Origin of the sequence: Actinoplanes sp. HUAS TT8, assembly GCF_051380535.1 — a bacterium.
GTDB lineage: Bacteria > Actinomycetota > Actinomycetes > Mycobacteriales > Micromonosporaceae > Actinoplanes.
In genome coordinates, this window is record NZ_CP195646.1 from 5,037,519 (window position 1) to 5,061,566 (window position 24,048).

General features: G+C 70.0%; 22 protein-coding genes. 12 read left to right on the forward strand and 10 right to left on the reverse strand.

What is annotated here, in order from left to right; translation table 11 throughout:
- The first annotated feature begins 106 nt into the window (after positions 1 to 106).
- Positions 107 to 949 (forward strand): SDR family oxidoreductase, encoded by an 843-nt coding sequence (locus ACSHV8_RS22545; RefSeq protein WP_436535729.1) that lies wholly within the window; start codon positions 107 to 109, stop codon positions 947 to 949.
- A gap of 9 nt (positions 950 to 958) precedes the next feature.
- Positions 959 to 1,822, forward strand: coding sequence for an LLM class F420-dependent oxidoreductase (locus tag ACSHV8_RS22550; RefSeq protein ID WP_436535730.1), 864 nt, complete (start codon positions 959 to 961; stop codon positions 1,820 to 1,822).
- On the opposite strand, the gene ACSHV8_RS22555 is transcribed toward ACSHV8_RS22550, so the two are convergent.
- Positions 1,819 to 2,994: an amidohydrolase family protein gene (locus tag ACSHV8_RS22555; protein WP_436535731.1), complete on the reverse strand. Its 1,176-nt coding sequence runs from the start codon at positions 2,992 to 2,994 to the stop codon at positions 1,819 to 1,821. The genes ACSHV8_RS22550 and ACSHV8_RS22555 overlap by 4 nt on opposite strands.
- A gap of 200 nt (positions 2,995 to 3,194) precedes the next feature.
- On the opposite strand from ACSHV8_RS22555, the gene ACSHV8_RS22560 reads away from it, so the two are divergent.
- The 5 genes from ACSHV8_RS22560 to ACSHV8_RS22580 are packed head-to-tail and all read left to right on the forward strand — an operon-like array spanning position 3,195 to position 9,313.
- Positions 3,195 to 4,124, forward strand: coding sequence for an ABC transporter permease (locus ACSHV8_RS22560; protein ID WP_436535732.1), 930 nt, complete (start codon positions 3,195 to 3,197; stop codon positions 4,122 to 4,124).
- Positions 4,121 to 4,999: a carbohydrate ABC transporter permease gene (locus ACSHV8_RS22565; RefSeq protein WP_436535733.1), complete on the forward strand. Its 879-nt coding sequence runs from the start codon at positions 4,121 to 4,123 to the stop codon at positions 4,997 to 4,999. The genes ACSHV8_RS22560 and ACSHV8_RS22565 overlap by 4 nt, the downstream gene beginning before the upstream one ends.
- Positions 5,000 to 5,033: 34 nt before the next feature.
- Positions 5,034 to 6,677, forward strand: a complete 1,644-nt coding sequence (locus ACSHV8_RS22570; RefSeq protein WP_436535734.1) for an ABC transporter substrate-binding protein — start codon at positions 5,034 to 5,036, stop codon at positions 6,675 to 6,677.
- On the forward strand, positions 6,678 to 7,325 hold the full coding sequence (locus tag ACSHV8_RS22575; protein WP_436535735.1) for a hypothetical protein: 648 nt from the start codon (positions 6,678 to 6,680) through the stop codon (positions 7,323 to 7,325).
- Entirely contained in the window at positions 7,322 to 9,313 is a 1,992-nt protein-coding gene (locus tag ACSHV8_RS22580) for a beta-galactosidase (protein ID WP_436535736.1), read from the forward strand. Before ACSHV8_RS22575 ends, ACSHV8_RS22580 begins: the two co-directional genes overlap by 4 nt.
- Here the strand turns inward: ACSHV8_RS22580 and ACSHV8_RS22585 are convergent, their stop codons facing one another.
- Positions 9,314 to 9,961 (reverse strand): DUF4232 domain-containing protein, encoded by a 648-nt coding sequence (locus tag ACSHV8_RS22585; RefSeq protein WP_436535737.1) that lies wholly within the window; start codon positions 9,959 to 9,961, stop codon positions 9,314 to 9,316.
- A gap of 98 nt (positions 9,962 to 10,059) precedes the next feature.
- On the opposite strand from ACSHV8_RS22585, the gene ACSHV8_RS22590 reads away from it, so the two are divergent.
- Together ACSHV8_RS22590 and ACSHV8_RS22595 are read left to right on the forward strand one after the other, a co-directional pair.
- Positions 10,060 to 10,632 carry a TetR/AcrR family transcriptional regulator gene (locus ACSHV8_RS22590; RefSeq protein WP_436535738.1) on the forward strand — a complete coding sequence of 191 codons (573 nt, stop codon included), beginning with the start codon at positions 10,060 to 10,062 and terminating at the stop codon, positions 10,630 to 10,632.
- Positions 10,633 to 10,742: 110 nt separating this feature from the next.
- Complete coding sequence (locus ACSHV8_RS22595; RefSeq protein WP_436535739.1) at positions 10,743 to 11,510, forward strand: SDR family NAD(P)-dependent oxidoreductase; 768 nt, start codon at positions 10,743 to 10,745, stop codon at positions 11,508 to 11,510.
- A 122-nt stretch (positions 11,511 to 11,632) separates the two neighbouring features.
- Here the strand turns inward: ACSHV8_RS22595 and ACSHV8_RS22600 are convergent, their stop codons facing one another.
- The gene (locus ACSHV8_RS22600; protein ID WP_436535740.1) at positions 11,633 to 12,655 is read right to left on the reverse strand and encodes an aldo/keto reductase; all 1,023 of its coding nucleotides are present in this window, start codon (positions 12,653 to 12,655) and stop codon (positions 11,633 to 11,635) included.
- A gap of 83 nt (positions 12,656 to 12,738) precedes the next feature.
- Between ACSHV8_RS22600 and ACSHV8_RS22605 the strand changes: the two genes are divergently transcribed.
- Complete coding sequence (locus ACSHV8_RS22605) at positions 12,739 to 13,362, forward strand: TetR/AcrR family transcriptional regulator (protein WP_436535741.1); 624 nt, start codon at positions 12,739 to 12,741, stop codon at positions 13,360 to 13,362.
- Between the two features lies 1 nt (position 13,363).
- Here the strand turns inward: ACSHV8_RS22605 and ACSHV8_RS22610 are convergent, their stop codons facing one another.
- The 4 genes from ACSHV8_RS22610 to ACSHV8_RS22625 form a co-directional block, all read right to left on the reverse strand.
- Entirely contained in the window at positions 13,364 to 15,295 is a 1,932-nt protein-coding gene (locus tag ACSHV8_RS22610; RefSeq protein ID WP_436535742.1) for an alpha-glucuronidase, read from the reverse strand.
- Positions 15,296 to 15,306: 11 nt separating this feature from the next.
- Complete coding sequence (locus ACSHV8_RS22615; RefSeq protein ID WP_436535743.1) at positions 15,307 to 17,214, reverse strand: zinc ribbon domain-containing protein; 1,908 nt, start codon at positions 17,212 to 17,214, stop codon at positions 15,307 to 15,309.
- 89 nt (positions 17,215 to 17,303) lie between these two features.
- Positions 17,304 to 17,933 carry an IS607 family transposase gene (locus tag ACSHV8_RS22620; RefSeq protein WP_436535744.1) on the reverse strand — a complete coding sequence of 210 codons (630 nt, stop codon included), beginning with the start codon at positions 17,931 to 17,933 and terminating at the stop codon, positions 17,304 to 17,306.
- Positions 17,934 to 17,990: 57 nt separating this feature from the next.
- Positions 17,991 to 19,637 (reverse strand): glucuronyl esterase domain-containing protein, encoded by a 1,647-nt coding sequence (locus ACSHV8_RS22625; RefSeq protein ID WP_436535745.1) that lies wholly within the window; start codon positions 19,635 to 19,637, stop codon positions 17,991 to 17,993.
- A 347-nt stretch (positions 19,638 to 19,984) separates the two neighbouring features.
- Between ACSHV8_RS22625 and ACSHV8_RS22630 the strand changes: the two genes are divergently transcribed.
- Together ACSHV8_RS22630 and ACSHV8_RS22635 are read left to right on the forward strand one after the other, a co-directional pair.
- Positions 19,985 to 21,241, forward strand: coding sequence for a LacI family DNA-binding transcriptional regulator (locus ACSHV8_RS22630; protein ID WP_436535746.1), 1,257 nt, complete (start codon positions 19,985 to 19,987; stop codon positions 21,239 to 21,241).
- Between the two features lie 192 nt (positions 21,242 to 21,433).
- A complete protein-coding gene (locus tag ACSHV8_RS22635; protein WP_436535747.1) occupies positions 21,434 to 21,613 on the forward strand; it encodes a hypothetical protein in 180 nt (59 codons plus the stop codon).
- A gap of 67 nt (positions 21,614 to 21,680) precedes the next feature.
- Here ACSHV8_RS22635 and ACSHV8_RS22640 read toward each other — a convergent pair whose 3' ends face one another.
- The 3 genes from ACSHV8_RS22640 to ACSHV8_RS22650 are packed head-to-tail and all read right to left on the reverse strand — an operon-like array spanning position 21,681 to position 24,000.
- Entirely contained in the window at positions 21,681 to 21,983 is a 303-nt protein-coding gene (locus ACSHV8_RS22640) for a hypothetical protein (RefSeq protein ID WP_436535748.1), read from the reverse strand.
- 45 nt (positions 21,984 to 22,028) lie between these two features.
- On the reverse strand, positions 22,029 to 23,438 hold the full coding sequence (locus tag ACSHV8_RS22645; protein WP_436535749.1) for a dihydrolipoyl dehydrogenase family protein: 1,410 nt from the start codon (positions 23,436 to 23,438) through the stop codon (positions 22,029 to 22,031).
- A gap of 1 nt (position 23,439) precedes the next feature.
- Positions 23,440 to 24,000, reverse strand: a complete 561-nt coding sequence (locus ACSHV8_RS22650; protein ID WP_436535750.1) for a hypothetical protein — start codon at positions 23,998 to 24,000, stop codon at positions 23,440 to 23,442.
- Positions 24,001 to 24,048: the final 48 nt, after the last annotated feature.

A 24,048-nucleotide genomic window follows, 5' to 3' on the forward strand; every position in this document is an offset into this window, starting at 1 on the left:
GCGGCGAGGGGTGGGCTGTCGGTACACCTTCCAGCAGCACCTTCTCCGTACGCGAAGGAATCGGTTCTCTGGAGGCCGGAAGGTTTCGGATTCGCTGGAGGATGACATGGCACAGAAGAAGGTTCTGCTGATCACCGGCGCGGGACGCGGCATGGGTGTCGACATCGCCAAGGCCGCTCTGTCCGCCGGGTACTCGGTGGTCGCGACCGGCCGCGATCCGGAAAGGGTGGAGAAGGCCATCGGCTTCGCCGAAAATCTGCTTACGGTACGGCTCGACGTGACCGACCCGGTCAGCGCAGCGGCCGCCGTGCGGGCCGCGGTGGACCGTTTCGGTCGCGTCGATGTGCTGGTCAACAACGCCGGTAACTTCGTCGCCGGGTTCTTCGAGGAGATCACCCCGGACGCGTTCCGGGCGCAGGTCGAGACCAACCTGTTCGGCCCGCTGAACGTCACCCGCGCGGTGCTGCCGGTGATGCGTGAACGGCGTTCCGGGCTGGTCGTGACGATCTCCTCGACCGCCGGTATCGGTGGGCTGGAGTTCTGCAGCGCGTACGCGGCGGCGAAGTTCGGTCTGGAGGGCTGGATGGAGTCGCTGGCACCGGAGGTCGCGCCGTACGGAATCCGCACCATGCTCGTCGAGCCGGGATTCTTCCGGACCGACCTGCTCACGCCCGAGTCGACCACCTACGCCGAGCCGAGCATCGAGGACTACGCCGAACGCACCCGGCAGACCGTGACCGCGTGGAACGGCATGAACGGCCGGCAGGGTGGCGATCCGGCCAGGCTCGCCGCCGCGCTGGTCCGGCTGATCGGCTCGGAGGAGCCGCCGCTGCGCTGGGCGGCCGGCGCCGACGCGGTCGATGTCCTGGAGCGGAAGGCGAAGCTGCTGCTGGAGCAGGCCGGTGCGCATCGCGGGCTGTCCTCGTCGCTCGGACACGAGCAGTCGTAGGGTCGGGGTATGGCACAACGACTCGTGAGCGTCTGGCAACCGTTCTTCCTCGGCAGCAAGAGTCCGGACTCGGCGGTCGAGGCCGCGCGGGAACTGGAGGGGCTCGGGTATTCGCGCATCTGGTTCTCGGCCGGTTTCGGGGACAACGTTCCGGTGCGGTTCCGGGAGATCCTGGACGGGACGAAGAGCATCGGTGTCGCGCCGGGGATCGTGAGCATCTGGCATGCGACGCCGGCCGAGACGGCGGCGTTCGCGCAGGACGCCGAGCGGGCGCATCCGGGGCGGTTCCTGCTCGGTCTCGGGGCCAGTCACGCGGTGCTGGTGGAGGGCGACGGCACGGACTACCGCAGGCCGTATTCGAAGATGGTCGCCTATCTGGACGGTCTGGATCAGGCCGGTGTCCCGCGTGAGCGGCGGGTGCTGGCCGCGCTCGGCCCGCGGATGCTGGAGTTGTCCCGGGACCGGTCGGCCGGCGCGCACCCGTACTTCGTCACTGTCGAGCACACCGCCGAGGCGCGGGCCGCGCTCGGTCCCGACCGGCTGCTCGCCCCGGAGGTCGCGGTCGTGCTCGACCCGGACGCCGAGTCGGCGCGGGCCACCGCCCGGCAGTACACGACCGGGTATCTGAGCCTGCCGAACTACACCAACAACCTGCGGCGGTTCGGGTGGACCGACGAGGATTTCGCCGACGGCGGCAGTGACCGGCTCGTCGATGCGATCATTCCCTGGGGTACGGCCGAGCAGGTCGCCGCCGCTCTGGAGAAGCACTATCAAGCCGGGGCGGACGAGGTCGCGATCCAGGTCCTCAACGGTGGCGACCGCGAGTCGTTCCCGGCCGAGGCGTTCCGCGCCCTCGCCACGACGTTGATCTAGACCGGCCGTCCGGCCAGGTAGACGGCGCGGGGGCGGTTCAGCGCCTCGATGTCCGCGGCCGGGTCGCCGTCGACCAGCAGCAGGTCGGCGTCGTACCCGCCGCGGATGCGTCCCTTGCGTCCGGCCAGGCCGCAGACCTGGGCGGCGACCGAGGTGGCGGCGGCCAGGGCCGCGGTCGCGGGGATCCCGCAGCGCACGTATTCGCCGAGCGTGGCGGGGAGAATGCCGTGCGGCTTGGCCGGGCCGAGGCCGGCGTCCGAGCCGGCGACCAGGCGCACCCCGGCCCGGTAGAGCCGGGCGACCCCGTCCTGCAGCGCCGCCTCGGTGATGCCGGCCCGCGCGGCCATCTCCACGACGGCCGGTGGGACCACGACGGACGGATCGGATCCGAGTGTGGCGCAGACCGCGATCCCGGACGCGGCCAGGGCGGCGGCCACGTCGTCGTCGACTCGGGCACCCTCGGCGGTCACGCACGTGCCGTGTTCGATCCCGTCGACGCCCGCGCGCAGCGCCTGGTGGACCGCGGCCAGCGCGTGCGCGTGGGCGGTGACCGGGAGGCCGAGCGCGTGGGCCTGGGACACCGCGGCGGCCAGTTCGGCGTCGGTGAACTGCGGCGTGGTGGTGTCGGTGCCCGGGGTGAACACACCGCCACTGGCCATGATCTTGATGACGTCGGCGCCGGCCGCGGCCCGCTGCCGGACCGCGGCCCGGATCTCGCCCTCGTCGCGGGCCTCGCCGCCCATCGACCAGCAGTGCCCGCCCACGCTGGTGATCGGCGCCCCGGCGGCCACCACGGTGGGCAGGCCCGGCACGGCCCGGTTCCGCCAGGCCAGGACGGCGTCGCGCCGGTCGCCCAGGTCCCGGACCGTGGTGACCCCGGCGGCGAGCTGAGCCCGCAGCGAGGTTTCGATGACGGCGCCGAGTTCGGCGTCGGAGAAGTCGGGGAGGCGTTCCAGCGCGGCCGGTCCGGCGTCGGCGCACAGGTGCACGTGGGCGTCGATCAGGCCGGGCAGCAGGGTGGCGTCGGGTGCCTCGTGCACGGTCGCGTCCGAGGGAATCGGTGCCGAGTCCTGCTGGACGCCCGTGATGCGGCCGTCGTCGACGAGCACGACCGCGCCGCCGCCGAGCATCTGCTCGCCGTCGAAGATCCTCGCCACTCGGATCGCCAGCATTGCCGCTCCATCATGGCCGGATAGGTTCCGAAAGTTTCGGGTCATCGGGTCGGCCGATGAACTGCCAGGATCGCACGCCCCGAGCGAGATCAACAAGGGTTGACACCCATCGATGTTACGTCTAGTTTTCGAAACGATAACCGTCGATGTCGAAAGTTTCGGTCGCGATGGTGACTCCTCGAAGCCGAGGACCGGGAGGGATGACGATGACCTCGGACGTCGTGCACCGGCGCACGTGGCGCGCGACCCTCCGCCGGGACTGGCAGCTCTATTCACTGGCCGTACTTCCGCTGCTGTTCTTCCTGGTCTTTCGTTACCTGCCGATGCTCGGCAACCTCATCGCGTTCCGGCGCTACTCCCCCGGCGGTGATCTGTTCGGTGAGTACTGGGTCGGGCTGCGCTACTTCCGGATGTTCCTGACCGACCCGACGTTCTGGCAGATCTTCACCAACACGCTGATCATCGGCGGGCTGACCCTGCTGTTCTGCTTCCCGCTGCCGGTCGTGCTGGCGCTGCTGCTCAACGAGGTGCGGACCCGCTGGCTGAAGGGTTTCGTGCAGACCGTCTCGTACCTGCCGCACTTCCTGTCGATCGTGGTGGTGGCCGGCATGATCCTGCAGATCGTCTCGGTCGACGGGGTGATCAACCAGGGTCTGCACGCGGTCGGGCACGACACGGTCTCGTTCATCCAGGAGCCGGGCTGGTTCCGGACCATCTACGTCTCGTCCGAGGTCTGGCAGACCGTGGGCTGGGGCACGATCCTCTACCTGGCCGCGCTCACCACCATCGACAGCGACCTCTACCAGCAGGCCCGGGTCGACGGGGCGAACCGGTGGCGCCAGACCTGGCACGTGACGCTGCCCGGGATCCGGCCGACGATGATGACGCTGCTGGTGCTCAACATCGGCACGTTCCTGGCGGTCGGGTTCGAGAAGGTGCTGCTGCTGTACAACCCGCTCACCTATCCGACCGCGGACGTCATCTCCACGTACCTCTATCGGGTCGGCATCGTGTCGGGCAGTTTCAGTTACGCCGCCGCGATCGGCCTGTTCGAGTCCGTGATCGGGCTGATCATGGTGCTGGGCGCGAACCGGCTGTCCCGTCGTCTGGTCGGTACGAGCCTGTGGTGACGACGATCGGGCGGACCCGCGGCTACCGCGTCTTCCAGGCGGTCAACGCGCTGGTGCTGACCATCGTCGTGGTGGTCACGCTGTTCCCGTTCGTGAACATCGTGGCCCGCTCGTTCAGCGGCGAGCGGGAGATCCGGACCGGTCAGGTCAGCCTGTTCCCGCGGGGCTTCAACCTGACCACGTACCGGCACGTCATGTCCGACTCCCTGTTCTGGATCAACTATCGCAACACCGTGTTCTACACCGTGGTGGCCACCGCGATCTCGCTCGTGCTGACCACCTGTTACGCCTACGTCCTGGCCAAGCAGCATCTGCGGGGCCGTTCCCTGCTGGTCGGCATCGCGGTCTTCACCATGTTCTTCAACGGTGGCCTCATCCCCAACTACGTGCTGGTCAGCGCGCTCGGCCTGCGCAACACCCTGTGGGCGATCGCGCTGCCCAACGCGATAAGCGTCTTCAACCTGCTGGTGATGAAGGCGTTCTTCGAGAGTCTGCCGGTCGAGCTGGAGGAGGCCGCCGCGGTCGACGGCGCCTCCACCTACGGCACGCTGTTCCGCATCGTGCTGCCGCTGTCCAAGGCGGTGCTCGCCACCATGCTGCTGTTCTACGCGGTGTCGTTCTGGAACTCGTGGTTCGCCGGATTCCTCTACATGGACCGGCAGGAGCTCTTCCCGGTCACCGTGTACCTGCGCAACCTGATCGCCGGCGCCACCGCCGGCTCCGACCAGAGCACGGCCAGCGACGCCACGCTGCAGATCGCGGCCGGCATCCAGGCCGTGACGATCGTGCTCACCACCCTCCCGATCATGCTCGTCTACCCCTTCATCCAGCGATATTTCGTCTCCGGCGTGATGCTCGGCGCCGTGAAGGGATAAGCGGGCGCTCCTCTCCCCCACTTTGGAGTTCCCGATGGTTCAGCTCTCCCGACGGCATCTGCTGGCCGCGACGGCCGGCGCCGCGGCCGTCTCCCTCACCGGTTGCGGCGACGGCGGCGATTCAGACTCCGGCGACCTGGACGGCAACAAGGCCGGCGCGATGGACGACTTCAAGCTCGGTGACCAGTTCAAGGCCACCGAGCCGCTGAAGTTCTCGATCATGATGCTCAGCAATCAGAACTACCCGTTCAACGCCAACTGGCCGTTCCTGGCCGAGCTGGCCCGGCGGACCAACGTGTCGTTCGAGGCGACCGCGGTGCCGGGCAGCGACTACAACCAGAAGCGCAGCGTGGTGGTGAGCGCCGGCAACGCCCCGATGATCATCCCGAAGACATACCACCCGGACGAGGAGGCGTTCATCGCCGGCGGCGCGATCCTGCCGGTCAGCGACTACACGCACCTGATGCCGCACTACACCGACAAGGTGAAACGGTGGAACCTGCAGGGCAACCTGGACGGGTTCAGCCAGCAGGACGGCAAGTACTACCTGCTGCCGGGCCTGCACGAGAACGCCTGGCAGGACTACTCGCTGGCGATGCGCACCGACGTGCTGACCAAGCACGGGCTGGCCGTGCCGGCGACCTGGGACGAGCTGACCACGACCCTGCGGGCGTTGCGGGCGGCCTACCCCGACCGGTATCCGTTCTCCGACCGCTGGAGCACGCCGCCGCAGCCGGGTGCCAACAACCTGATCGGCATCCTCGGCTCGTCCTACGGCACCCACGCGGGCTGGGCCTACAACAGCATCACCTGGGACAACACCGCCGCGAAGTTCGTCCTCAGCGGCGCCATGGACCAGTACCGCCAGGTCCTTCAATACCTGTCCACGCTGGTCGGTGAGAAGCTGCTCGACCCGGAGAGCTTCACCCAGACCGACGACAACGCCCGGCAGAAGTTCGCCGCCGGCAAGTCGTTCGTGATCAGCGCGAACGCGCAGACCCTGGTCTCCGAGTGCCGCAAGGACATCGCCAAGATCCCGGGCGCGACGGTCGCGAAGATCCCGCTGCCGCTCGGCCCGATGGGCGCGACGCTGCCCGGCGAGTCGCGGCTGGAGAACGGCATCATGATCAGCAAGAAGGCGCGGGAGAGCAAGAACTTCGTCGCGATGATCCAGTTCATCGACTGGCTCTGGTACTCCGACGCCGGCCTGATGTTCAGCAAGTGGGGCATCCAGGGCGACACCTACACGGGCAGCGTCGACGACGGCACGTTCGCCCTCGACCCGAAGGTCAAATGGGGTGGGCTGAACCCGACGGCGCCCAAGGATCTGCAGGTCGACTACGGATATTTCAACGGCGTTTTCGCGTACGGCGGCAGCACCAAGATTTTGAACTCACAGTTCTCGGACGAGGAGAAGGCGTTCCAGGCCGAGATGAACAAACGCCAGACGCGTGACGTCGATCCGCCGCACCCGCTCAGCCCGGAGGAACGTGAACAGGCCGCGCTGTGGGAGTCGACGCTGAAGGATCACGTATTCCAGCAGACGTTGCGGTTCGCGCTGGGCCAGCGGCCGCTGTCGGAGTGGGACGCCTACCTGGGCGAGCTGCGCACCAAGAACATGGACAAGTACCTGGACCTGGTGAACAAGGCCTACCAGCGTTACAAGGACAAGAAGTAGATGTCGGTGATCGGCGCCGGCCCGCTCGCCCGGACCGCCGCCCTCGTGCACACCCTGCTCGTGACCGGGGTGCTGGTGCTGCTCACCGGCGCGGCCGGGATCGTGCCGCTGGTGCTGCTCGACCGGGACGCGAGCAACCTTCCGCTGGTCGCGGTGTGCGCGATCCCGGCCGGGCCGGCCCTGTCGGCGGCGCTCTACGCGTTGCGCCGGCGCAGCGGTGACCTGACCGATCTCGCCCCGGCGCGCACGTTCCTGCGCGGCTACCGGCTGAACGCCACCGCCGTACTGAAATTGTGGGTTCCGTTTCTGGTCTGGGAAGCGGTTCTCGGGCTGAACCTGGCCGCGGGCGGCTGGACGATCCCGGTCGCCGCGGTCGCTCTTCTCGCCGCGCTGTGGCAGGCCAACGCGCTGGTGATCGCGTCGCTGTACACGTTCCGGGCCCGCGACACCGCCCGGCTGGCCGCGTACTTCCTGGTCCGCACGCCCAAGGTCACGCTGGGCGTCGCCGCCCTGGCCGTGCTGGCCGGCGCCGTCGTCGTGCTCTGGTCCGAGGCGGTGCTGGCCCTGGTCGCCGTGGTCTTCGCAGCGGCGCTGCTGCGCACGGCGCGGCCGCTGCGCGACGAGATCGAGGAGAGGTTCGTCCGGTGACGAAGATCCGGTACGGCGGCGACTACAACCCCGAGCAGTGGCCGGCCGAGGTGTGGGACGACGACCACCGGCTCTTCGACCTGGCCGGGATCGACACGCTCACCGTCGGCGTCTTCACCTGGGCGCTGACCCAGCCGAACGAGGACACCTACGACTTCACCACGCTCGACCGGATCGTCGAACGGGCCGCCGCCGAGGGGCGTGCGATCTGCCTGGCCACCGGCACCGGCGCGCATCCGGCCTGGCTGGCCCGGGCCCACCCGGAGGTGACCCGGGTCGACTTCGAGGGCCGCCGGCACCGGTTCGGCCAGCGGCACAACTCGTGCCCCAGCTCGCCGGTGTTCCGCCGACTGTCGGCCGAGATGGCCCGGCGGCTCGCTTCACGATTCGCCGGCCACCCGGCGGTGGTCGCCTGGCACGTCGGCAACGAGTACGGCGGCGCCTGTTACTGCGACCGGTGCACGGCCGCCTTCCGGGTCTGGCTGCGCGAGCGCTACACCACGCTGGAGCAGCTCAACGCGGCCTGGTACACCACGTTCTGGTCGCACACGTTCACCTCGTGGGACGAGATCGAGGCGCCGTCGATGCTCACCGAGCACTGGCGCGACGCCGAGCACACCGCGTTCCAGGCCATCACCATCGACTACCGGCGGTTCATGTCGGACGCGATGCTGGCCAACTTCCGCGACGAGAAGGCGGCGATCCGCGAGTCCGACCCGGACACCCCGGTGACCACCAACTTCATGGGCGCCTACCAGCCCATCGACTATCACCGCTGGGCCGCCGACCTGGACTTCGTCTCCTGGGACAACTACCCGCCGGACGACGAGCACCCGGAGTGGATGGCATTCACCCACGCCCTGATGCGCGGGATCGGCGGCGGCCGGCCGTTCTGGCTGATGGAGCAGACCCCGAGCACGACCGCGTGCCGCGACGTCAACCCGCTGAAACGCCCCGGCGTGATGCGGCTGTGGAGCTGGCAGGCGGTCGCGCACGGCGCCGACGCGGTGCTGTTCTTCCAGATGCGCGCCGGGCGCGGCGCCAGCGAGAAGTACCACGGCGCGGTCATCGGGCACGCCGGCCGCGCCGACACCCGGGTGTTCCGCGAGGTCGCGCAGCTCGGCGCCGAACTCGACCGGGTCGGCGACGCGGTGCTGGGCACCCGGGTGCCGGCCCGGGTGGCGATCCTGTTCGACTGGGACAGCTGGTGGGCGCTGGAGGCCTCGGACGGGCCGTCCCGGCTGGTCCGCTACCAGAACATCGTGCGGGCCCATCACCGCGCGGTCTGGTCCGCCGGCGCCGGCGCCGACGTGGTTCCGGTGACGACCGACCTTTCCGCGTACGACGTGGTCATCGCCCCGGCGTTGTTCATGCTCAAGGGCGATCTGGCCGCACGCCTGGAGGAGGTCGCCCGGCGCGGCGGCACCGTGCTGACCACGTTCCTGTCCGGCCGGGTCGACGAGAACGATCAGGCCTTTCTCGCCGACGTGCCCGGCCCGCTGGGCGAGCTGACGGGTGTGCGCGTCGACGAGTGGGACGCCCGACCGGCCGGGGTGGTCAACCCGGTCGACTTCGGGGACCTGCGCTGCGAGGGGAGCCTGGTGTTCGAGATCGTCATCCCGCGCGGCGCGCGAACCGTGGCGACCTACGGCGCCGACTTCTACGCCGGGACGCCCGCGGTCACCCGCAACACCTACGGACAGGGCGAGGCATGGTACGTCGCGACCGCGCTCGACCAGGCCGGCGTCGACCGGGTCGTGGGGCAGATCCTGGACCGGCACGGGCTGCGCGGGCCGTACGCGGGGGTGCCCGGCCTGGAGGCCACCGATCGGGGGCCGGTGACGTTCCTGCTGCACCACGGGTCCGAACCGGTCGAGGTGAGCGCACCCGCCGACGCGACCGAGCTGATCACCGGCGTACGGATAACTCGCGGTGACCCGATCCGGCTGGCCCCCGGCGACGTCGCCCTGCTGAGCCGGCCGACCTGATCAGGGGCGTTCGGTCGGCGAGCCGGAGGCGCCCGAGAGCAGCTGCCAGGAGCTGACCGCGAACCGGCCGGTGCTGCCGAAGTCGAGGGCGCCGTCCGGTTCGATGGTCTGGGCGGGACGGCCGGCCAGCGGTGCGATCCGGAGATATTTGCCGTCGGCCGGCGGCTTGCTGATGTCGTCGTAGGTGTTGCGCCAGGCCAAGGCCATGCCGGCGCGCTGGCCGGGGCGCAGGGTGACCGGCTTGGGCGGCAGGTCCCAGGGCATGGTGCCGAGGATCTCGGTGACGCCGTCGAGGACCCGGAGGTCGAGCACGGTGCCGTCGTCGTCGAGTGCCTGCACGGCCGGGTAGCCGTTCAGGCGGTAGTCCTTGGTACCGCAGTTGACCAGCGTGAGGCTGAGCACGCGCAGGCCCGCCGCGGCGTCTCCGCCGTCCTGCTGCAGGCGGACACCCTCGGGCGGGCAGGCGGTCGTCACCAGCCGGGGATCGAAGGACGAGGGAACCACCGAAGGGGTCGGGGAGGGAATGACCGACGGTGTGGGGACCAGCGGTGAGACGCCGTCGGCCGTGCCGATGGGACGGGCGCAGCCGGCGAGCAGCACGATGCCGGCGAGCGGGACGACACGGCGGAAGATCCTGGATCCGATCACCGGGCCATCCTGCCCGGCCGGGGCAAGGACGGCCGTCGAGGTGGTGACGCCGGTCACGACCCTTGACCGCCTACCTACTAGAAGGTAGAAATATCGGCGTGACGACGACAGCGGAACGGATCCTGGACAGCGCTCAGGCGCTGGTGCAGGTTCGGGGGTACAACGGCTTCTCCTACGCCGACATCAGTGCCGAGCTGTCGATCACGAAGCCGAGCATCCATCACTATTTCCCGACCAAGGCGGCGCTGGCCGAGGCGCTGATCGCCCGCTATCGGGCGGGATTCGCCGCAGCGGTCAAGGAGGTCGACGACAGCACCCAGAGCGCGCGGCAGCGTTTGGTGGACTACGCGGGGCTGTACGCCGCGACGTTTGCCCAGGGCGGCCGCATCTGCCTGTGCGGCGTGTTCGCCGTGGACGCGGAGAGCCTGCCCGCGGAAGTGCGGCGGGCGACGGACGGATTCTTCGACGATCAGCGGCGGTGGGTGGCCGGCGTGCTGGCCGAGGCCGGGGTGCCGGCGGGCAAGACCGGTTCGGCGGCGCAGGCCTACCTGGCCGCCCTGGAGGGAGCCCTGCTGCTGGCTCGCGCTCACGGACAGCCGGATCCCGCCGCCGAGCAGGACCGGGATGTGGTCCGGTCGGTGGCGGCGACCCTGGTCGACGCCCTGCTCTGACCAGAAAATCGCATCACCCCTGAGGAAACGCGCGGGCGGCCTGCCGCGCGGGCTTTCGCATGACCAAGTAACCATCCAACTAGTAGGTAGACAGCGTCAGGAGAAGCATCATGAACCAGGACTTCACCGGCCAGAAGCTGATCGTCGTCGGCGGCAGCAGCGGCATGGGCCGCCAGATCGCCGCCGACGTCGTCGCCCGCGGCGGCAGCGCGGTCGTCATCGGCTCGCGCCCGGAGCGGGTCGAGAAGACGGTGGCCGAGCTGGGGCAGGCGTGGGGAATCACCGCCGACCTGCGCGACCCGGCTCAGACGGCCCGGGTCCGCGAGGATCTGGCCGGCCGGCACGCCGACGCGACCCTGCTGGTCAACGCGGCCGGCGTGTTCAAGCCGCTGCCGTTCCTCGACCACACCGAGGCCGACTACGACAGCTACCTGGACCTGAACAAGGCCACCTTCCTGATCACCCAGACCGTGGCGCGGAGCATGGTGAACCATGGCCGGGGCGGCGTCATCGTCAACATCGGCAGCATGTGGGCCAAGCAGGCCATCGCCGCGACCCCGTCATCGGCGTACTCGATGGCCAAGGCCGGCCTGCACGCTATGACCCAGCATCTGGCTCTGGAACTGGCCGCTCACCGGATCCGGGTCAACGCCGTCTCCCCGGCCGTGGTCGCCACCCCGATCTACGAGGGCTTCATCCCGCCGGCCGAGGTCGACACCGTCCTGGCCGGATTCGGCCCCTTCCACCCGCTCAACCGGATCGGCACCACCGAGGACATCTCGGCGGCCGTCACCTTCCTGCTGTCCGAGCAGGCCGGATGGGTCACGGGCGCGATCTGGGACGTCGACGGCGGCGTCATGGCCGGCCGCAACCAGTAACCGACAAGGTGCGGGCGACCGCACACCCGGGCTGCCGGGGCCGGCCGATCGCACGGCGGGCCGGCCCCGGCATCGTCGATGCCGGTCCACAGGCCTCTCGCCGCATGCCAGCGGCGTCCGGATCAGGCGGCGCCGCGTTCGCCGGCCGGCCTGCGGCGCAGGTTCGGGTCGAGCCGGGCCGGGGGGATGTAGGCCTGGTCGAGGCGGGTGATGTCGGTGCCGGGCGGGACGATCTCGTCGATCCGGTCGAGGATGTCGTCGGTGAGCGTTACGCCGACGCCGTCGAGCAGGTCGTCGAGCTGTTCCATCGTGCGCGCGCCGAGCAGTGTGCTGGTCACGCCCGGGTGCGCGATGGTGAAGGCCATGGCGAGGTGGGTCAGGGGCAGGCCGGCCTCGGCGGCGAGCGGGACGAGCTGTTCGACGATGTCGATGCGGCGTTCGTCGTTGAGGTGTTTGAAGTAGCGAGCGCGGCTCAGGTCGTTCGGCCGGCCCCTGCGCACGCGGCCGGTGAGCATGCCTTGCCCGAGCGGCCCCCACACCAGGGTGCCGAGCCCGTAGCGCTGCGCGGCCGGCAGTACGTCGTTCTCGACGCCGCGGTTCAGGATCGAGTACGGCAGCTGCTCGGTGTGGAAGCGTTGCAGCCCGCGCCTCTCCGAGAGCCAATGGGCGTCGGCGATGTCGACGGCCGGCGTGTTGGACGAACCGATCGCTCGCACCTTGCCGGCGCGGATCAGGTCGGTGAGCGTGGAGAGGGTCTCCTCGACGTCGGTGTCCGGGTCCAGCTTGTGCACCTGATAGAGATCGATGTGATCCGTCTGCAGGCGGCGCAGAGAGTTCTCGACCGCGGTCATGATCCAGCGCCGGGAGCCGCCCTGTTGATTAGGGTCGGTGCCGGTCGGCCGTCCGAACTTGGTGGCCAGCACGACGGACTCTCGCCGTCCCTTGAGCCCCCGGCCCACGACCTCCTCCGAGTCGCCGTAGACGTCCGAGGTGTCGACGAGGTTGATCCCGGCGTCCAGCGCCTTGTGGATCACCCGGATCGAATCCTCGGGGTCAGGGTTGCCCACCTGCGTGGCGAACATCAGTGTGCCGAGCGCGTACGGGCTGACCTTGATGCCGGTCCGGCCCAGGGTGCGGTACTGCATGACGGTCTCCTCCCGGTATCGTGACTGAAGTGGAAAGCCTTTCCGGAACTATACGGAAAGGCTTTCCGGAACAGTAAGGAGAGGTGACTGTGCCGGATACCACCGATTCGAGGGCAGGCGCGGGCGCGCGCCGGAAGCGCACCGACGCCCAGCGCAACGTCGAGTCGCTGCTCGAAGCCGCGAAAACGGTCTTCGCCACGTCCGGCGTCGACGCGCCCGCGAAGGAGATCACCGATCTGGCCGGCGTCGGCGTCGGCACGCTCTACCGGCACTTCCCGCAGCGCTCCCACCTGATCAAGGCGGTGATCGAGCGCGAGATCGACGCCTGCGCCGACGCCGCTCCGGCGCTGGCCGCCGAGTACAAGCCGGGCATCGCCCTCGCGAGGTGGCTCGACCGGCTCGTCGAGTTCGTCGCGACCAAACGCGGATTCGCCGCGGCGCTGCACTCGGGCGATCCGGCCTACGACGGCCTCTCCGGCTACCTGATGGAGAAGCTGGCGCCGGCCCTCGGGTCCCTGCTGGACACCGCGACCGCCGCCGGAGAGATCCGGGCCGAAGTCAGTCCGAAGGACCTGCTCTACGCGGTCGCCAAACTGTGCACGCCCCTGCCGGACGAGGAGCCCCACTACGGCCGTCGCATGGTCACGCTCATCGTCGATGGACTCCGGGCCGACGTCGCCACAACACCAGCCGTTCGCGGGCGGTAGGTCAATAAATCCGGCGGCCGTGGGCGTCGGGCACGCCGGACTTGCGGAAGAAGTACGAGTTGACCTGATCGCGCCACTCCCCGGCCGAGCGCACCTGCTCGTCGAGCAGCTCGGCCACCCGTTCGTAGGCCGCCGGGGGCAGCGTGCCGGACAGCTCGGCCCAGCGCCCGCGCATTACGGCAACCTCGTCCGCACCGGCGAAGTGGGTGTCGTAGATGTGCTGGATGACCGTGACGCCGCTGCGCAGCACGTGGGTGTAGGGCAGGTGGTGGAAGAACAGGACGAGCTCGTCCGGGCAGTCCGGCCGGGAGTCGTAGATCCGCCGCCACGGCTCCGGATACTGGGCGGCCTGGCCGGTGCCGGTGGTGACGGTCCGGTCGACGCCGACGCCGTCGCGGTCGGCGTGGTGGTAGGTGCCCCATCGGCTGTACTCGTAGCCGTCGACGGCCGGGCCGTAATGATCGCCGGGGTGGACCATGAAGCCGACACCGAGCGGGGCGGTGTAACGCTCGTACGTCGCCCAGGAATTTTGCATGATCGCGTGGAGCGCGTCGCCCAGCCGGGCGGGGGTGTCCGGGAAGGTCAGGGTGATCCATTCGTCGAGCACGGCGGCCGGATCGAGCCCCGGATCCCAGGCCAGGCGGCCGAACGCGTACAGGTTGGCCTGGGCCAGGGGGTGACCGGTCCAGAACGGGTCGTCGCCGACGTTGGCGACGGCGACGAACTCGGAGGCGGAGTCGGCCAGGGCGGGTCCGTGCGTGCCGCGCAGCAGTTCGCTCCACATCGGCGCGAGATAGCAGACGTGGCGCTGCTGGCCGGTGTACTCCTGGGTGATCTGGAACTCGACGCCGATCCGGGTGCGCGGCATGGCCGGGATCAGCGGCGACACCGGCTCGCGGGCCTGGAAGTCCATCGGGCCGTGCTTGACCTGCAGGACGACGTTGTCCCGGAACGTGCCGTCGTGTGGGGTGAAGTGGTCGAAGGCGGCGCGGGCCCGGTCGATGCTCCGGTCGCGCCAGTCCTGGCGGTGGTTGTAGACGAACGCGCGCCAGTGCACGACGCCGCCGTGCGGGGCGAGGGCGTCGGCGAGCAGGTTCGCGCCGTCGGCGTGGGTGCGGCCGTAGGTGAACGGGCCGGGCCGGCCCTCGGAGTCGGCCTTGACCAGGTAGCCGCCGAAATCGGGGATGTCCTGGTAAACGGCCGCGGTGGCGTGCTCCCACCAGCGCCGCACCCGGACATCCAGTGGGTCCGCCGTGTCCAGGCCGTGCAGCACCGGAGCGGCGAACGACACCGACAGGTGGGTGCGGATGCCGTAGCGGCGGAACACCCCGGCCAGCTCGGCGACCTCGCCGAGCCGGTCGGTGAGCAGGCGGGCCTCGGTGGCGTGCACGTTGACGTTGTTCAGCGCGACCGCGTTGATTCCACAAGAGGCCAGCATCCGGGCGTACGTGGTGACGCGCGTCAAGTCCCGCCGGGGTGCGCCGGCCCGCCAGAACAGCGAGCTGCCGGCGTATCCACGTTCGACCTGGCCCATCACCGGGTGCACGTCGACGTTGTCCCAGTGGTCGAGCATCCGGCGCGGCACCGCGGGACGGCAGGTCGTCGAGGCCGGGGCGTCGCCGAGCCGGAGCAGGTGGAACATCCCGTACAGAAGGCCGTGGGGTTGATGTGCTCGCAGCCGGACCGGGCCGGAGCCGGTGGTTATCGCGAAGCCCTCGGCGCCGAGGGCGGCTTCGCCGCCGAGGCCCATCTCCACGTCGCACGGTGGCCCGCCGGTCGACCGGACGAGTTCGCCGCCGAACCGCGCGCAGGCCTGGCCCAGCTCGCCGGCCACGGTGTCGACCAGAAGTCCGTGGCCGGTCAGCCGGATCCGGCGCCGGCCGATCGCCCGCCAGGTGTCGGGCGGCAGCCACGCCGGATCGACCACGTCCATGGTGAAGCGTCTCAGTTTTTCTGTGCGGTCCTGTGTGAACCGGGTGTTTCACCACTACGTGGACCGCGTCGCTGGAGTAGCGGTGTGCTGGTCACGTGGTGATGGAAACCGCGGCCGAGGACAGCCCCGCGAACCCGGTGCCGGGCCTGTAACGGGTTGGAGGAAAACGTGTGGGCCGCAGGCCCCGGCACCTGAACCGTGAGGTTCTGGGGTGTCCGTCCCGCCGGACGCTGGACAGCCCCTGACGGGGCTGGGCGGGATCCTGCCGTCGCGTGGGCGGCAGGGGTGAAACCGGGGACACGACCGGGCGCCTTGCGGCGGCGTGGTCGTGGCGGTGTGGGGCGGTGCTTGTCCCGGCAGGGCCGGGGTGGTGACGCCGGTCGTGGTGTGGCCGCCAGGCGGCGGTGGACGGGAACGTCGACGGTGGTGCGGATGCCGGCTTCACCGGCACGGTTACGGGCGGTGTGCTGTTGTCCGGCGATGCCTCGCGCGGCGATGCGCAGGGCGGCGGAGAAGTCCCGATCTGCGGAGTGTCCGCAGGAGCAGAGCGCCCACGGATTCGCCGGTTTGTGGTTGTCGGGTGCTTTGACGTGCCGCAGTGTCTGGCCGCAGCGGGGGCAGCCGGAGCTGGTGCCGCGGGCGGGGACGGTGACGACGGTGATGTGTTCTTTCGCGCCGAGGTGCCGGACGGCGTCGGCGAGGATGCCGCGGGTCGCGCCGGACAGCCGCCGGTTCCATGCCCGGCTGCTGCCGGGGGCCTCCATCGTGGTCAGGTCTTCGAGGTAGACGACGGTCGCGCCGGCCGTGTGGGCCTGGTCGATCAGCCAGCGGGCGCCGGCCCAGGCCAGCGTGTGTCCGAGATGCCGGATCCGGGCGCAGACATGAGCGTGTTCGATGTCGAGAAGTTCGAGCTTGCTCTTGGTCGCGGGGTCGAGCCCAGCCGGTCCGCGACCGGCAGCGAGCTTCTGCAGGTGGCTGATCCTTGTTTTCAGGTGTTCACGGTGCAGGCGCAGCCGGTCGAGTTTGCGGGATATCCCGGTCGCGTCGAACCGTAGCGGACGGCCGTAGGAGATGACGGTGTCATCGGGGCCGGGTTCGGCGATTACGGCGGTGAGCAGGGTGTTGTAGCCCCAGTCAGCGCCGATCGCCCGCCGGTGCCCGGTGAGCGGAGCCGGGACCATCGGTGTCTGGAACGGCAGGTCGACCCGGACACTGCCGTCACGCACGCGCAGGGTCGGGGTGCACAGGGCTGCCTGCTCGGAGACGGTCGGTGGCAGCGGCACGGTGATGTCGTGCCAGGTCCAGTCCCGGTACGACGCGGGGTCGGCCATCACAGGGAGTTGCACCCACAGCTGGGCCGCACGCTCACCTGTGCGTTGCAGGCGGACCAGTTGCCGGTCCGCGGCGGCGAGCAGCACCTGTCCGGCGATCCGTGGTGGCGTTTCCAGTTCGGTGAAGCCGGACGGCAGCCGTCCGTGTCCGCTAGCGAACGCGATCACTTGTCGGGTCCGGTTACGGATCGTCGCCCGATCGGTTCCGGCCGGCAGACAGGCGCGAAGCAGCACCCATTCCTCGGCGGTACGTTTGCGTGGGTCAGCCGGCCAGGTGCTGATGATCGCGGCAGTGACGGCACGCCGGTGCAACGACAGGCGCAGTGCCCGGGCGGCTTCTTCCTCCGCGATCCGGGCGACCCGGTCGGGTAGCCGTACGCCGGGCGCAGCCGTGACGGTCCAGCCGAGACGCCGTAACGCCATCCATCCCTTCGATGGCAGCTTGCGGTCTGTCGCGTCGACCCCGGCGGCGAGAACGTCCAGGTTCGCGTCGGTCCACAACCTGGCCAGCAGTTCCGTTGCGGCCCGCTGGACCAAGGCCGTCAGATGTTCAGCCCGTTCGGCCAGCAGCCGCCGGGTCACCGGCACGTCACGGCAAGGTTTCTCCGGTGTCCCCGACACCGACCTGGTCGCGCCGGCGGTACAGGTAGCCGTCGCGGTGAGAACCGATCCTGTACTCATGCCACGGGCTCAGCAACCGGTTCCGTTCCGGTGCCTGCGGCGGCAAGCAGACGCCGGCGGGCCTCCCCGGAACGGATTCCGTACATCCGGCCGGCGAACGTCGACACCAGCGACATGAAATCCGCGAGGAGTTCCTCCCTCCCGCCGGCGGAACCCTTCGGGTGCAGCACCTCGACCGTCACCCCGCACTGGGCCAGTAACCCGGTAAGCCACACGACACCGAACCGTGCGAGACGGTCCTCATGCGTCACCCGGACAACCGTGAACCCATCATTGGCAGCAGCCTTCAGCAGCCGACCCAGACCCGGCCGGTTCTCCCGCAACCCGGAAGCCCGATCCTTGAACACCGCAACAACCTCACCCGAAGACGTCGCCCGCAGCTCGGCCTCCTGCGCGCTCAGCGAGGTTCCCTGGCCGGTCGAACCTGACACCCGCACATACAACGCCTCACGCCGCTTTTGTACGTCGGATGTAACGCCAAGAAACGCGTCCAGAGCTTCGGTGTCGAACCGGCGTTCCCTGCCGACCCACACCACCTCGACCCGGCCGTCATCAGCCCACCGCCGCAACGTGATCGGGTGAACCCCCAGATACGCAGCAGCCGGAGCCAAACGAAGACGAGCCATCCGGACACACTAAGACACAGGATTGCTAAGCAAAATAGTCAACTGCGTCACACCCTTTCAGCCGGTGGTGCAGGAGACGATCTGGGGTCGTGCGCCGCTGTTGCCGTTGGTCATGGTGGTGAAGCCGAAGGTGTTGCCGCTGCCGTTGGGTTTGACGGTCATGGTGTTGCCGTTGTTGCTCCAGGTGAAGGTGCCGCTCCAGGTGGTGGACACCTTCTGGGGTGCGGTGATGTTGACCGTCACGGTCCAGTTGGTGGAGCCGCTGACGGTGACCGAGGTGTTGTACCGGTCGCCCCACACGGTGCCCGGGGTGATCGACGCGGTGCAACTGCCCCCGCCCGGCGGCGGTGACGTCGGGCCGCTCGGCGACGGGGATCCCGGAACGCTGGGTGACGGGGAAACCGGGCCGCTGGGCGGCGGCGACGTCGGGCCGGTGCCGAGCGTGGGCGTCGTCCAGGTCCGCCACTCGGCCAGGTTGCCCGCCGCCTTGCTCGAGATCCGGATCGCGCCCGGGTCGTTACCGGTCTTGACCAGGAACTTCTTGATGTTCTGCTGCAGCGGGGTGGTCCACTCGGGCCGGTTGGCGCAGTGCGTCCCGTTGGCGATGTCGGACCAGTAGGTGATGTTGCTGCCCGCGCCGAGCGCCTTGTAGACCTCGGCGCCGCCCAGTGCGGCGACGCTGCCGGACTTCGGACCCAGGTTCACGATGTGCGGGTTGTCCATGATGAACAGCCCGCGCGGCGCCACCATGGCCACCATCTCGTGGGTGTCGACCGGCAGTTTGCCCGGCGCACCGGTGAACGAGCCGAACGCGTCACCGAGCCACGGCTGCTCGCCGTAGGCGCTGCTCAAACTCTGCGCGCCCTCCCCGGGAATGCCCCGGAAGATCGGCACGCCGGCGCTGCCCGACTCGATCGGCATGGTCAGCGCGATCCGCTGGTCGAACACCCCGGCCACGAACGCGCCCTTGCCGAAGCGGGAACATCCGGTCACGCCGGTCGCGTCGGCCTTGAGGACGCTGCCGCCCGACTGCTCGATCACGTCGATGATCCGGCTGACGCCCCAGCCCCAGGCCTGCAACAGCCCGGTCGTGCTGGTCGAGCCGTAGAGGGTGTAGAACGCGCCCTGCTTGTTGCTGCGCCCGGTGCCCTCCTTGCCCACCGAGTACGGGTCGTAGTTGATGACCGCGGCGCCGGCACCCCGGATCGTGGCCGTGTCGGCGATCCCGCCGTAGACCACCACCGCCGGGAACGGGCCGGTGCCGCTGGGCAGCGACACCGAGGCCGAGAAGCTGGCGCTCCGGCCGTTGTCGGTCACGTTCACCGTGATGTTGGTCGAGGACACTGTGCCGGTGACGGTCGCCGGGCGGGCCGGTTTGGTGCCGTACACGTACTTCTCGGCCTGTTTCTTGATCTCTTCCCGCCGGCACCGCCAGTCGGCGACGGTCGAGATGCGCGTGCCGTCGATCTTGGTGAAGGGGTCGGGCAGTTTGGCGTCGGTGGGCAGCGATCCGGCGTCGGGCAGGGCCGGCACCGCGCAGTCGGCGCCCTCGTCCTCGACCGGCCCGGCCAGTGCGGACGCGGCGGTGGTCTGCGCGGTGGCGGTGCCGGCCAGGGCGGTGACCGCGCCGGCGACGGCCAGTGCCGAGACGACCAGCGCGACAACCGCCGGACGGGCCCGGGAACGGCCCGAGTTGATATTCACCAGGGAGCTCCTTCCAATGGGGACGGATGCGCCGGCCATGATCGGGGAATCATGGCCGTCCGCACGGGGAATGGTGCGCCGCGGGCATGTCCGGATCCCGGTGCACCGAAACTTCCGAAGACCTCTCGGACACTTCCGGACTGATGAAGCGCACGTTACGACGCCGTGTCAGACCGGTCAATAGCAGCGATTGACGTGAATTTCCCGAACCATCTTTAATACTGATTGCTCGCTGCTTCATAAGATTCCGGCCGGTGGAGCCATCTCCGGGCCGAGCACCGCCCGGGCATCGAGACGTGGAGCTATCGATGGATTGACGTGGAGCCATACGACACTAATGTTGGTCCATGGCACAGGGCGAGATCGAGCGGTTGCCCAGCGGCTCCCTGCGCGTGCGGGTGTACGCCGGCATCGACCCGGCGACCCGCAAACGGCGATACCTGCAGGAGACCGTCCCGGCCGGGGAGACCGCCGAGCGGGACGCCGAGGCCGCCCGGGTCCGGCTGCTCGGCGAGGTCCACCGGCAGCGCGGCCCGGTGCCCCGGGCCGCCGAGGGGCCGGCCGAGGCCAGTCCGGCGGCCGTGCGCCGACGCGGCCGGCGGCGTGGCGAACTCACCGTCGCGGCGGTCGCCCGGCTGGCCGGCGTCTCCGCACCGACCGTGTCCAAAGTGCTCAACGGCCGCACCGGCGTGGCCCCGGAGACCCGGCGGCGGGTGGAGACGGCGCTGCGCGAGCACGGCTACCGCCGGCCGGGCAACCTGGTCCAGGCCGCCCACCTGGAAGTCGTCTTCTACGGCATGCAGAGCAGCACGGCGATCAACATCCTGCACGGGGTGGAGGCGGTCGCCGGCCGGCACTCACTGGCCGTCAGCTTCACCGACGCCCTGCATCAGGCGTCGCTGGGCCGCACCTGGGCCCGCGAGATGCTGGCCCGCCGCCCGATCGCGGTGATCGCCGTCCACCTCGGCTTCAGCCCGGAACAGCACGCCCTGCTGGTGGCCAGCGGGATCCCGCTGGTCGCGCTCGACCCCAACGGCGAGCCGGAACACCCGATCCCATCGGTGGGGGCGACCAACTGGAACGGCGGGATCGCCGCCGTCCGGCACCTGCTCGGGCTCGGCCATCGCCGGATCGCGGTGCTCAGCGGACCGGCCGACCGGCTGTGCGCGCGAGCCCGGCTGGAGGGTGCCCGGGCCGCGATGTCGGCCGCCGGGACACCCCTGGACGAGCGGCTGGTCCGGGTCGGCCAGTGGTTCGCGTTCGAGGACGGGCTCAGCTACGGCCGCGAGCTGCTGCGCCTGCCGGAGCGGCCCACCGCCGTGTTCTGCGGCAACGACCTGCAGGCGTTCGGCCTCTACGAGGCGCTCCGGCAGGCCGGGCTGCGCGTCCCGGACGACCTGAGCGTGGTCGGCTTCGACGACCTCACCTACAGCCGATGGTCCGGGCCGCCGCTGACCACCGTCCGCCAGCCGCTGGTGGAGATGGGCGTCGCCGCCGCGGAGCTCGCCGTCGACCTGGCCGCCGGGCGCCCGCTCGCGCACACCCGGGTGGAGCTGGCGACCACCCTCATCGTCCGCGACAGCACGGCCGCGCCGGCCGGGTGACCGGAGGCTTGCCAAGCCGAACCGTTTCCATCAATACTTGTCACTGTTTCGGGCCGTGGAACACCGTCGGGCGCGGGGAAGCCTCGACAGACCGGCCACTCTCGCGCTCCATCAACGGACCCAGGTCCTTCCGCATCGGCGCGCGCATTCCCGGAGGAGCGAACAATAGCGCGTCGATGGTGGTATTCAATCGTGGCTTTCATCGTCGTGACATTCTCTGCGATAACCGGCATGACGATTCCCGCCGACGCCGATTCGAACGGGAATTCGGGTGATGCCGCTGGGTGGTTCGATCACCGACGGCCTGACCGAATCACCGCAACCGCGCCGACGGCCGACGCCTGCGTGGCCACGACCCGGATCGTCCCCTGAAGCACGAACTGACCCGGCCAGGGCGGCCGGGTCAGTTCGCGGAGTCACGTCTCAACGTCGTCGTGGGTCACGCCTCGATGTCGGAGAACAGGCCCTTGAACGGGACCTGGCTGCCCACGAGGCCGCCGAACGCCTCGGCGGCCTCCGGCGTCGTCACCGCCGCCGAGGCGTCCTCGTAGCTGTCGAAGTACAGGTCGAGGGTCCGGTAGGCCGGGGTGTCCGTCCCGTCCTCCTTCGGCCACACCTTGGCCGATTCGAGCCGCCGCAGGTTCGGGAACTTCGCCGCGGCGGCCTTCACACCGGCGAAGACGCTCTCGAAGCCGTCGGGGTCGGCCGGGTTGTCGATGATCAGCGTGATCTTGGTAGGCACAGCACTCTCCTCAATGCGGAAAAACACAACAGACATTCAAGAAACTCAGCGGCCGTACGTCTCCAGCAGCCGAAGCCAGATCTCGCTGACCGTGGGATACGAGGGGACCGCGTGCCAGAGCCGGTCGAGAGGCACCTCGCCGACGATGGCGACGGTGGCGGCGTGGATGAGTTCGGCCACGTCCGGACCGGCCAGGGTGAGGCCGACGATCACCTTGCGGTCCTCGTCGACCACCATCCGGGCCCGTCCCCGGTAGCCGTCGGCGTGCAGCGAGGCGCCCGCCACCGAGCCCAGGTCGTAGTCGACGACCCGGGTCCGCAGCCCGGCCGCCTCGGCCGCGGCCGCCGTGAGCCCGACCGATGCGATCTCCGGCTCGGTGAACACCACCTGCGGCACCGCGCGCTCGTCGGCGGTCGCCGCGTGCCGGCCCCACCGCCCGGACTCGACCGGCTCACCCTTGGCCCGGGCCACGATCGCGTCGCCCAGCGCCCGCGCCTGGTACTTGCCCTGATGGGTCAGCAGCGCCCGCCGGTTCACGTCGCCGGCCGCGTACAGCCAGTCCCCCGCGCCGGCCACGCGCAGTTCGTCGTCGACGGTCAGCCAGTCACCGGGCGTCAGCCCGATGCTGTCCAGCCCGAGGTCCCGCGTGTTCGGGGTCCGGCCGACCGCCACCAGAACCTCGTCGGCCTCGATCCGCTCGCCGTCGGCCGTCTCGACCTGCACGATCCCGGCCTGGTCGCGGCCGACCGAGACGACCTCGGCGCCGGTCCGCACCGACGCACCGGCCTCGCGCAGCGCCTCGGCGATCATCTCCCCGGCGAACGGCTCGGCCGCGGGCAGCACACCGTCGCGGGCCAGCAGGGTCACCGACGAGCCGAGGGCGGCGAACGCGGTCGCCATCTCGGTGCCGACCACGCCGGCGCCGATCACCACCAGCCGGGCCGGCACGTGCTCGGCCGACGCGGCCTCCCGGCTCGTCCACGGCTTGGCGTCGCGCAGGCCGGCGATGTCCGGGACCAGCGCGCCGCTGCCGGTCGCCACCACCACGGCGTGCCGGGCGGTCAGGGTGACGCCGCCGACCTCGACGATCCTGGGACCGGTGATCCGGCCCTGGCCGCGGACGAGGGTGATCCCGGCCGACTCCAGCCAGGACACCTGACCGTCGTCCTTCCACTGCGACGCGAACGCGTCCCGGCGTTTCAGCACCGCCGCCGCGTCCAGCTCGCCGGTCACCGCTTCCCGCGCTCCGGGCAGCCGGCGGACCGCCCGCAACGCCGCCGCGCTGCGCAGCAGGGCCTTGGTCGGCATGCAGGCCCAGTACGAGCACTCGCCCCCGACCAGCTCGCGCTCCACGATCGCGGCGGTCAGCCCGCCCTTCACGACCCGGTCGGCGACGTTCTCCCCGACCGGACCGGCGCCGATCACGATCACGTCGTACGTGTTGCTGTCGCTCATGTCAGTTACCCTTCGCGGCGCGGCCGAGGCGGATGGCGGCGATGAGGAAGAAGATGGCGCCGGGGACGGCGTAGCCGGCCGCGTTGGTCAGCACCGGGTTGTCGGCCGCGGCGCTCGCGACGAAGGATCCACCGGCCAGCACCGAGATGCCGCCACTGACGATCATCGGCCATTGACCGCCCATCTTGCGGCGGGTCACGCCGACGATCAGCTGGACCACGCCGGCCAGGATCGCCCAGGCACCCCAGACCCGCAGCATCGCCGGGATGCCGGACGCGGCGGCGACCCCCAGCCCGATGGCGGTGAGCAGGCTGACCACGATGTTGACGTAGAGCAGAGCGGGCGAGCCGGTGGTCCGCGACGAGCGCAGGTCGTAGACGGCCGCGCCGACGTCGAAGAGCGGGTAGAGCACGAACAGTGTCACCGTGAGCGGCCCGATCTCCTTGGCCGTCGCGATGGTCACGATCGCCCAGACGATGGCGAACGCGAACCGGACGAAGTACAGCCGTCGCAGCGCGGAGGCGGTCCGGGAGATGCCGGGGGAAGCAGCGATGGTGGTCACGATGACCCCTTCAGGAGACCAAACGTTCTGTCCCGCAAAGGATGACCC

Excerpts from the sequence above, each read along its gene's own strand:
- ACSHV8_RS22620 (WP_436535744.1), bottom strand. The coding sequence starts at position 17,933 with ATGGCTCGTCTTCGTTTGGCTCCGGCTGCTGCGTATCTGGGGGTTCAC.
- ACSHV8_RS22545 (WP_436535729.1), top strand. The coding sequence starts at position 107 with ATGGCACAGAAGAAGGTTCTGCTGATCACCGGCGCGGGACGCGGCATG.
- ACSHV8_RS22595 (WP_436535739.1), top strand. The coding sequence starts at position 10,743 with ATGAACCAGGACTTCACCGGCCAGAAGCTGATCGTCGTCGGCGGCAGC.
- ACSHV8_RS22570 (WP_436535734.1), top strand. The coding sequence starts at position 5,034 with ATGGTTCAGCTCTCCCGACGGCATCTGCTGGCCGCGACGGCCGGCGCC.
- ACSHV8_RS22560 (WP_436535732.1), top strand. The coding sequence starts at position 3,195 with ATGACGATGACCTCGGACGTCGTGCACCGGCGCACGTGGCGCGCGACC.
- ACSHV8_RS22575 (WP_436535735.1), top strand. The coding sequence starts at position 6,678 with ATGTCGGTGATCGGCGCCGGCCCGCTCGCCCGGACCGCCGCCCTCGTG.
- ACSHV8_RS22600 (WP_436535740.1), bottom strand. The coding sequence starts at position 12,655 with ATGCAGTACCGCACCCTGGGCCGGACCGGCATCAAGGTCAGCCCGTAC.
- ACSHV8_RS22555 (WP_436535731.1), bottom strand. The coding sequence starts at position 2,994 with ATGCTGGCGATCCGAGTGGCGAGGATCTTCGACGGCGAGCAGATGCTC.
- ACSHV8_RS22550 (WP_436535730.1), top strand. The coding sequence starts at position 959 with ATGGCACAACGACTCGTGAGCGTCTGGCAACCGTTCTTCCTCGGCAGC.
- ACSHV8_RS22610 (WP_436535742.1), bottom strand. The coding sequence starts at position 15,295 with ATGGACGTGGTCGATCCGGCGTGGCTGCCGCCCGACACCTGGCGGGCG.
- ACSHV8_RS22645 (WP_436535749.1), bottom strand. The coding sequence starts at position 23,438 with ATGAGCGACAGCAACACGTACGACGTGATCGTGATCGGCGCCGGTCCG.
- ACSHV8_RS22630 (WP_436535746.1), top strand. The coding sequence starts at position 19,985 with ATGGCACAGGGCGAGATCGAGCGGTTGCCCAGCGGCTCCCTGCGCGTG.